5 protein-coding genes are annotated in these 8,700 nt (G+C 70.7%); 1 reads left to right on the top strand and 4 read right to left on the bottom strand.

Annotated elements, in window-relative coordinates:
• Window positions 1-38: 38 nt before the first annotated feature.
• From BM396_RS17855 to BM396_RS17845, 3 genes are all read right to left on the bottom strand, one after another.
• Window positions 39-1,282, bottom strand: a protein-coding gene (locus BM396_RS17855) for an IS3 family transposase (protein ID WP_091994892.1) whose coding sequence is annotated in 2 segments (ribosomal slippage) — window positions 39-958 and window positions 958-1,282 — 1,245 coding nt in all. Because the reading frame shifts where the segments join, the coding sequence is not laid out codon by codon here.
• Between the two features lie 325 nt (window positions 1,283-1,607).
• Complete coding sequence (locus BM396_RS17850; RefSeq protein ID WP_043381283.1) at window positions 1,608-2,366, bottom strand: hypothetical protein; 759 nt, start codon at window positions 2,364-2,366, stop codon at window positions 1,608-1,610.
• Between the two features lie 409 nt (window positions 2,367-2,775).
• Window positions 2,776-3,147, bottom strand: a complete 372-nt coding sequence (locus BM396_RS17845; RefSeq protein WP_043381284.1) for a hypothetical protein — start codon at window positions 3,145-3,147, stop codon at window positions 2,776-2,778.
• Between the two features lie 1,149 nt (window positions 3,148-4,296).
• Between BM396_RS17845 and BM396_RS17840 the strand changes: the two genes are divergently transcribed.
• On the top strand, window positions 4,297-4,821 hold the full coding sequence (locus BM396_RS17840; RefSeq protein ID WP_051975998.1) for a helix-turn-helix transcriptional regulator: 525 nt from the start codon (window positions 4,297-4,299) through the stop codon (window positions 4,819-4,821).
• A 980-nt stretch (window positions 4,822-5,801) separates the two neighbouring features.
• On the opposite strand, the gene BM396_RS17835 is transcribed toward BM396_RS17840, so the two are convergent.
• Window positions 5,802-8,699, bottom strand: a complete 2,898-nt coding sequence (locus BM396_RS17835; protein ID WP_043381287.1) for a phosphoribosyltransferase-like protein — start codon at window positions 8,697-8,699, stop codon at window positions 5,802-5,804.
• Window position 8,700: the final 1 nt, after the last annotated feature.

Genomic DNA, 8,700 nt, shown 5'->3' with positions numbered 1-8,700 from the left:
CTGTACCGCCCGCGGATTGTGAGACACCGATCTGAAGCCTACGCGGCCAAGGCCGCGGGTGGAAGCTGCGCGGCACGAACGGCGGCTGGGGGTCGGAACCCGTGCCGCTCGATCAGCCACGTCTCATTGTAGAGGTCGCGAAACGCCAGCAGCGCGCGACGCAGGTCCTCGACCGTGTCGAAGTGCTCCACCCACAGCAGGTTCTCCTTGAGCGTGCGGATGAAGCGCTCGGCGCAGCCGTTTCCTTCCGGTGCGCGCACGAAGGCGGGCGAACTCGCGATACCCAGGAACGCCAGCTCCGCCTGGAAATCGTCCGACATGTACTGGCTGCCGTGGTCGTGCCGGACACTCAGGCCGGAGGCGATCTCGGCCGTAAAGCCGCCGAAGCGCTGCCGCACACCCTGGCGGATCGGCTCCAGCGCCTCGAACCGTGTGGCCCGACGCGCCGCATGGATGCCCACGCACTCGGCCGAGCAGTGGTCGACGGCCACGAACACCGCGACCTGTCCCTCAGCCGTCCAGGTGGTGGTCAAGTCCGTGCCCCACATCGTGTCCACCCTCTCCGGGATGATGGTGCCGTCGTGATTGCGCGGGCCGCGCGGTGTGCCGACGCGAGAGGGGGCGAGCAGATCATGGGCGCGCATCAGGCGCAGCACGCGGCGTTTGGAGGTGCGCACGCCCTTGAGGCGCAGCCGCGCCCAGACCTTGCGGTGACCCTCGCCGTGGAAGGGGCAGTCCGTGATGATGGCGCGGATCTGCGTGAGCAGCGCCGCATCCGGCATCGGCCCGACTGGGCCGGGACGCCGCGACGGCACGAGCCGGGCGGGTGAGAGGTGCCGGTGGACGGTAGCGCGCGACACGCGCCAGATCCGGCACACCCGGGCCAGTCCGTAAACTTTGCCGCTGGCAGGCGAGACGGCCCGGCTCATGGCCGCGACCGCCTGCGGGCCAAAGGGCCGGGGCCGCGCGCCTCCAGGGCGGCGATCTTGGCCTCCAGCAACTCGCGCTCGATCAGCATCTCACCGAGCTTGGCCTTCAGCCGCCCGCTCTCCAGCGCGTCCGCATCAAGGGGCCGGGTCGCCAAGCTCGCTTCGCCCGCCGTCAGGAACGCGTCGCGCCAGCCCGACAGGGTCGCGGCGGTCACGCCCAGACTGCGCGAGACGCTCTCCAGGTCCTCGCCGCGTAGCAGCCGCAGCACTGCATCCCGTTTGCGCTGCCGGGACATGCGCCCGCCGCGACCAGGACCGACTGCGCCTGCATCTGCCCTCGTATCCGTGCTCATCATCCTCACCCCTGTCGCGGCGACCGTCCGCTAACGGGGTGTCTCAAGCAACCGGGAGGCGGAGGAGGCCACGCATTCGGCCTGAGCGACGCGTATAGACGTGACGAAGAACGGCCGGGAAAATCCCGGCCGTTCGTGTGTTTCCCCAGGGGCGTTGTGCGCTTATGGTGTGTAACGCGACACCTTTACGAGGTGCTTGACGCCCTTATGGGCTGCACGACACCAACGATCGTGAATTGAACTATCCAGGGGGACGTCGAGCCTATGCCAAGGGTTCACGCGGCGTGACCGCACGGCCGATTGTGCGGTGATCAGACAGCCGCGGTTAAACGCCGGCCACCCCTCCGGCCGACGACCTCGGCGCCGGGAGACCTCGGGCACGGCTGGTCGGCACGGACTCGCTGAGCTCACCGTTGTGCGCGGCAACCATGACCGCCAGGGCGTGTGACAGTGCCGCCCGACTCGTATCGTCGGGATTCCAGGCATCATGGAAGTACTGGCGTTCAAGCCAAGTTGCGAGATCGTCGGCTAGCGCGTCGACCGCCCTCGCACCGCATGGACGGCCGTCCACCGCCCTCGGCACGCTGCGCGAGGCTGCGCCGCCCCCCTCCCGAATGTCTGCCTCCTGCTCCAGACGCACGATGCCGCCCGCCCATCCGTTCCCGACGTCGAGATACGCCTTCACCGTACGCAACGCGAAGGCACTCGTCACGTGGAACGTCGCCCCGTCGGGGCGGAATGCCAATCCCGCCAGGACACGGCCTATCGCGGATCTCGACGCCGAGCGCTGACGTTCGACTTCGCGTCTCAAGAAGGCGCGTCTATCCCCGGCATTGCCAAAGCCCGCACTCGGCACCGCGTGCCTGCCCTCGCCCAGGACCACGCTGGCGGAGACGATGCGCGCGCTTCCTCGCTCGGTGATCACCGCGAGGGCGATGTGCCCCCTCCAATCGGGATCCGACCACCAAGCCATCGTTTCCGGTGAGTCGATGTCGCCTAGCCTTCGCGCGAACAGGTTGAAACTCGGCGAGGTCCCGGGCCCGGGATCCGTGCCTGCCGCGCCCCGGACCAACTCCACCTGCATGTTCGCCTCCCGGACACCCTTCCTTCGGCACGATGCGGCGGCCCGGCTTAACGGACGCCTGTCCAGGGTCGAGAACTCGATCCATTGGTTGACGATCCGTCGATGTCGAAGCGCGGCTCGGGGCGTGCCATCCTTCGCCGACTGGCCGATCCGGCCTCGACGAGCGGCGAAGCGTGGCTGGAGGCGAATGTCCCCAGGTCCGATGGCGACCGCGGCGTCGTGGGGACCGCCCGTCGCCGCGGCGGTTCGCCTCTCCGCCGTGCCGCCCCGGCCGTGATCCCCGATACGCCGGATCGCCCACGATCTCGTCCGACCGGGCGTTCGAAGGCGGATCGCACTTCCCGCCGCGTCGTCGAGGCCAGGGACGGAGCGTTCGCGAGCGTGCGCCCGGCGACGCCCGTCACGCGATCTACGGCCGGCTCCGCTGGAGCCGGTGTCCGTCGGGGAGTTCCATGGCCGCGTTCGCGCAACGCCACAGCGCCTCGTTGGCCGCGGGCTCGCGCTCGATCCTCCCGAGATGATCCACCGCGCAGTACATCAGCTCGTCTTCCGTGTCGGCGTGGCAGAACAGCAAACCGATTTCCATGTCGCCATGCATGCGGACCAGGTAGGCGATCGTGGTGGCCTGCCGCAGGAGCGTTGCGATCTCTCCGGGGAGCGCCTCGAGGATCTGGAATGCGCCCCAATCCCGGATCTCGACGAGGTCGCAGTAGAACGACCCTTCGTCGTCTTCGTGACCTTCGTTCGGCGGTGAGGTGGATATACGTATCGGCAACTTCACGACGTCGCTCCTTGTGAACTGTCACGCTTAAATCCGTGGCGACTTCGTTCGCCTCGGCGGAGGCAGGTTCCATGGTCCTGCACCCCGGCGGACGCGACGCGTCACGCCGACCCGACCGGGTGAGACGCACGGGGCGCCCGCCCGATGCGAAGCCGTGTCGAACTCAGGGCCGCGCGCCTCATCTATATGTGGCAGACGTGGACGCGCGAGGAGCGAGACTCTCCCGAAATGTGGGGAAGCCTGACCAAGCGACAGGCCTCGTGGGAGGTGAAGCGAAACCGATCCATGCGTTGATGACTTGGCGCGACACCGGATCGGTAACATCTGAAGCTCACGTGGCTCAATCCGGCAGGAAGAGCGTTTCGCAGGATTCCGATCGTCGTATCGCTCGATCCGTTGGCAGGTGATGCGCCGCAGCCGCGCCCGCCGAGCACCAGGCGCTGCCACGCGGCCGACGGCGCGGTCGCATCGAGCGCCTGCCCGCCCAACAGTCGGGCTCGAATGCCTTGGTCGATTTTCGTGGACGCCGCGCTCGCGGCCATGCGTGAGGGGCGGGGTCGCTCGGCGTCGGGGCGACACGCCCACCCCTTTGCGTGCCAAGACCGAAGTGGCCGACGCGAGCAGGGGGTTGTCCGGGCATGTCGATGCAGCGTGGCCGACACGACGCGGCGGCGAGCGTCGATTACAAACGCCTGCAAGACGGACGCACGCCGGCCGCTCGGTCGACCCGGCAGCCGCAAGCATGGTCCAGGGCTATCGCTCCACGGTCCTCGCGGCGGCCCAGGGATCGGCGCCGAGCCGCAGCATGGGCGTGGACGATACAGGAGCGATCGTAGGCGGTGGAGACCGCCGGGCACGTTGACGAGGCAGCGCACACCCGGGGCCGGAGACGGCAGGCGGACACTCGCCTGGGGCGGACCACGACGCTCGTGGTCGGCTGCTGGCGCCCGGGTCGCCCGACGCGAGACCAGCGCATAGTCCCGGTCTCCCGGTCCGCCACCGTGGCGGCCGTGACCGCAAACTGGACGGCGCGCGCACCGTTCGGCGACGAAGGGACGGTCGCCCCATCGCCGAAGTGCCACCCCTGACGGCGTCCAGACGGCGGGCGGCCAGCGCGTGCCGATCCGTGGCGAGGCCAGGATCGGGTACGTGCTCGACAGCACCTACGACATGCCGCCGCCGATGCTGACACCGGACGAGGTGGAGGCCGCGGCCCTCGGTGCGCAGTGGGTGGCCGAGCGGGGCGCCCCCGTCCTGGCCGGGGCCGCGCGCGACCCGATCGCCAAGATCAGCGCGGCCGTGCCGGAGCGGCTGCGCGCCCTCGTGCTGGAGGCCAGCGTCGGCGCGCCGCCGCTGCGAGACGTCGCCACGGACAGGCTGGACCTCGCCCGGACTCGCCTCTGGATACGTCACAGCCGGAAGATCAGGATCAGCTATCGGGACGAGGACGCGCGGCAGAGCGAGCGCACGATCTGGTCGATCCTCATCGGCTACGCGGAGCGGGTCCGCCTGCTGGCGGCATGGTGCGAGCTCCGGGGCGGCTTCTGGCATTTCCGCACGGACCGGATCGTCGCGGCCGGCTTCCTGGACGACCCGCACGGATGCCGAGCAAATGACCTGCGCGCACGTTGGCGGCGGCACATGGAGGTCGAGCGCGGCATCCGCCTGCCGTAGCGGTCCAAGGCCCCACGCGCGAACATCCTGCGCGCGACCGCGCCCAAGTCTGGGCCATGCACGTGAGACGCCCGCGTCTCGGGGAAGCCTAGCGCCGCAATCGAGCGTCATGAGCGCGGCGACGGGGACGGCCGTTCCCGGTCGCCTCATCCACTGACTCCCGCGACACGATCGGGTCCCCCCCCCGCGGGCAAGCTCGGCGGGCACCGTCCCCGTTGGACGGGACGGGCTCCGGTCCTCAGGCCATGGGCGCCGCGGCGGCCTCGACGTGCCGGAATCGAGAATCCAGCTCGCGGTGCGGGGCATCCTATTCATGAGCGCCGGCCCCCGCCTGGCGCCCACGAGCCAGTTTGTGCGCACGACGGGGCAACCTATTCCGCGATTCGGGGGCGGTTAATGGGCCTTCGGATCGCGTGGGTCGACGAACCCGCTCCCCGCCGACGGCAAGGTCCGAGCCGTCATGGCCCGCGGCGTGCGCCCTCCCTTCCGGCCAAGCTCAGGTGACGGCGCCCGGATCCAAGAGGGGCGCGTTCGCCCGCGACCGGACGAGGGTGATGACGTCGGCTCGGCGGGAACCGGGAGCGGGGACGGCACCTCGGGGTCCGACGTCGGCCGAGGCGGGGCTCGTCGACGACGGCGGCCACGCCGACGCGCGCCGGCATCCCGATTTTCCGGGTCGATCGGCGATCCCGGCGATCGGGTCGCCCTCGCAGCCGCGCGCCTCGCGAACGGCAGCGTCTTCGCTGGGCGGCGCGGCCCATGGCGAGAGCCCGCCCTGCCCCCTTGCCGCGCGCGCCCGTCCGTGGCTTCGGGGACCGGGCCGCGGAGGATTGGTCGTAGGCCCGGGACCGGAGCGTCCGGCGGGACTGTTTCCGTGCCGGGAGCGACGACGCGTGCCGGGATCGTGCTCAAGGCTTGCGTCCGCCTGGATCGAAACGACGGCTCTTGCCACGCCGGCCGGGTCCGGCGGATGGCGCCGCCTACCCGAAGACCAGGTGCTTCCGGTAGCCGCGCCTGAGGAACAGGGGCAGCCAGGGTTGCCCGGCGTAGACGCCGGGACACCACAGCGCGGTGATCGCGTGCGAGGGGGCGCTCGTCAGCGTGACCATGACGCTGCCGATGTTGCCGTAGCCGACCGCGTCGGCCGTGAGCGCCGCGTCCGCCGCGGCGTCGACCGGACCGTCGCCGTGCCTGATCGCCCGCAACAGGCCACGCCCCACCTCGGCGAGGAACCCGCGCAGCGGTTCCGACAGGATCGGGCTCGCCGGGATCTGTCCGTCGAAGACGACGTCGAGGTCGGCGAAGCCCGCGGACCGCGCGGTCTCGACGACCCGGATGCGCCCGGTCTCGGTGCCGTGCACGAACATCAGCCTGACCCTGCCGGACCGCAGCAACTCCAGCGTCCGGTCGCCGGGGGCGCTCATGTCGATGTTGCGCTCGCCCTGGATCGCGGCGGGCCATTCCTCGCGCGGGACGCCCGCCCAGTGCAGGAGCTGGGCGCTGGCCTGGCCGCCGCTTGCGAACTGGTCGTCGACGAAGGCGACACAGCCGGCCGGGCCGCCGGCCAGTCGGACCTCAAGCTCGGCCAGGTTACGGACGAAGCCGTGGCCGGCGCCGAGATAGGCGTCCCGGCGCTCCTGCTCCAGCGCGATGCCGGTCACGTTGCCGCTGTTCGGGGAGAAGCGGGCGAAGACGAACCCGCCCTCCCCCCGGGTCCGCGACGCGGCGGTCATCCGGTCGAAGGCTTGCCCAACCGCGCCGCGGGTGATGATCGTCCCCCGCGCCAGCAGGGACAGCATCTCCTGACGCAGCCCGACCGGGAACTGGCGGACGAAGGCGGCCACGGATTCCGGGCTGACCTGCCAGCCCCCCTCGCCCCGGAACGTGGCGTAGCGCGTCGCGACGGTGCCGCACCGCGGCAGCAACCCCCCATCGAGCGGCACGATCCGCTCGGCGGCCCCGAAATAGCCGGCCCGCGCGGCCGTCGCCATGTCGTCGAGTAGCCTGCCGTGGTCGAGGCCCGTGCGCGAGCAGACCTCCTCCAGACGCAGGAGCAGGCGGGGGCGGACGGGAAAGCCTTCCCGGGCCGAGCCGTCGCCCGGGGCCGCCCTGTCGGGTATCGACGACGCCATCGTCCCCGCGTGGAGGTCGTAGAGCACCTTCGTGCAGGCGACCGCGACGTAGGGGAGCCATTCGCGGTCCGCGTGGACGTGATCGACGCCGCGCCCGAGATTGTCCGCGTTGGACAGCTCCTCGGATTTTGTCCACTGGCCGCTGTGGCCGATCGAGTTCTTCTCGCGGACGAGCACCTCGTTGATGGGCTTCAACTCGAAGCGCGGCGACAGGCCGACATAGGGCTCGGCCGCGCCGGGCGCCGTCGGGTCGAAGCCCGGGTCGATGCTGCGCCGAGCCGCGACGGCCTCGCGGCGGATCAGGTCCCGCAGCTCCGCCAGCCGGCGGGGCCTCTCGACCGGGTCGACCGGCACGAGCTGATCGAACAGGCGCCAGCACGTGGCGCGCCGGTAGACTAGTTCGAGGTCGGCCAGCGCGCCCCGGGCGTCGTGCACGTCCCACTCGCCCGCGTCAAACACGTCGCGCAGGCCCACGAACGGCTCGCAGGCGTCCCGGTAGATGACGAACGCCCGCTTCGGAAGGTCGCGGGTGACCAGTCGGGTGGCGATCTGGCGCGAGCCCCGCTCGCGCGACAGGCGCGCCAGCAACTCGTCGTCGCCGTACCCGAACCACGTGAAGATGTCCCGGGGGTCCGGATTTGCGGCCGCGGACGGGTCGCGGATCGTCCCGTGGACGGCCTCGGCCAGGACCTGCTCGGCGTTGCGCGTGAGCTGGTGCAGGTAGACGCGCTGGTACAGGACCGCCTTGGCGTTCGCGAGCTCGTCGTAGGTGTCGATCCCAGACGAGTTGACGATGAAGTGGACGCCGGCGGAGAACCGACCGCCGCCGGTCTGGCCGACGCGCGACCGGCTCAGGGCGAGCGCCTGGTCCGGCGAGATCCGGACCAAGGCCGAGTTCAGGAACACGCGGGACACGTCGACGCCCACCGGGATGCCGCAATGGCGGGCGTCGCGGTTCAGGTAGTCGATCTTGTCGGCGTCGACGGCGGCCCCGGAGATGAGGTTGGCCAGGCCCGGGTACCGGGGGTCGTGCGGCACGCCGCCGATGAAGCAGCAGATCTCGCGCAGCCGGCCGTCGAGGTCACCGGGACCGAGCACGCGCCCGTAGAACGCCCGGAAGCGGGGCGACAGGCAGACGGCGATCGAGAGGCATTCTGAGAGGCCCGACTCGAATCCCTCCTCCCTGAAGCACCCGATGAAGTCCTCCAGCTCCATCCCGCCGACCAGGAGGCCCGCCCCGGCGGAGAAAGCCGTCTCGCCCGCGTGCGAGAATGCGAGGTGACCGACGTCGTGGAGGAGGGCGGCATGGGCGAGGCTGCGCGCGACCTCGCCGTCCGCCGACGGGTCGTAGAGCTGGTACTCGTCGTTGCCGGCTCGCAGGATCGGCTCCCTGCGCGCGGCCTCGCTGATCGATGCGACCAGCCGCTTCAGGACGTGCGTGACGCCCAACGTGTGCGAGAACCGGCTGTGCTCGGCCGAGGGATAGGTGAGGAAAGTCAGGCCGAGCTGGGATATCCGCCGCAGCCGCTGGAGCAGCGGGGAGTCGATGATGGCGAGCTCGTGCGGCTCGAAATCCATCATGCCCCAGACCGAGTCCTTGATGTATTTGCGGCGCCCGCCGTGCGCCGGCGCGGTCAGCCGCGCGACGTAACCTTCGTCGAAGCCGAGGGTGTCGAGGGCACCGTGCATGGCCGGCCAGAAACCGGCCGCCGCGTCGAGCCTCGCCTTAATCCGCCTGACGCCCATG

The organism is Methylobacterium sp. UNCCL125 (genome assembly GCF_900116795.1).
Lineage (GTDB): Bacteria > Pseudomonadota > Alphaproteobacteria > Rhizobiales > Beijerinckiaceae > Methylobacterium > Methylobacterium fujisawaense.
Note: the sequence above shows the minus strand (reverse complement) of the source record. Positions and strands in the feature narration are given on the sequence as shown.

Bases quoted from the DNA above. Each gene is read 5' to 3' on its own strand.
- BM396_RS17850 (WP_043381283.1), bottom strand. From the start codon at position 2,366: ATGCAGGTGGAGTTGGTCCGGGGCGCGGCAGGCACGGATCCCGGGCCC.
- BM396_RS17835 (WP_043381287.1), bottom strand. From the start codon at position 8,699: ATGGGCGTCAGGCGGATTAAGGCGAGGCTCGACGCGGCGGCCGGTTTC.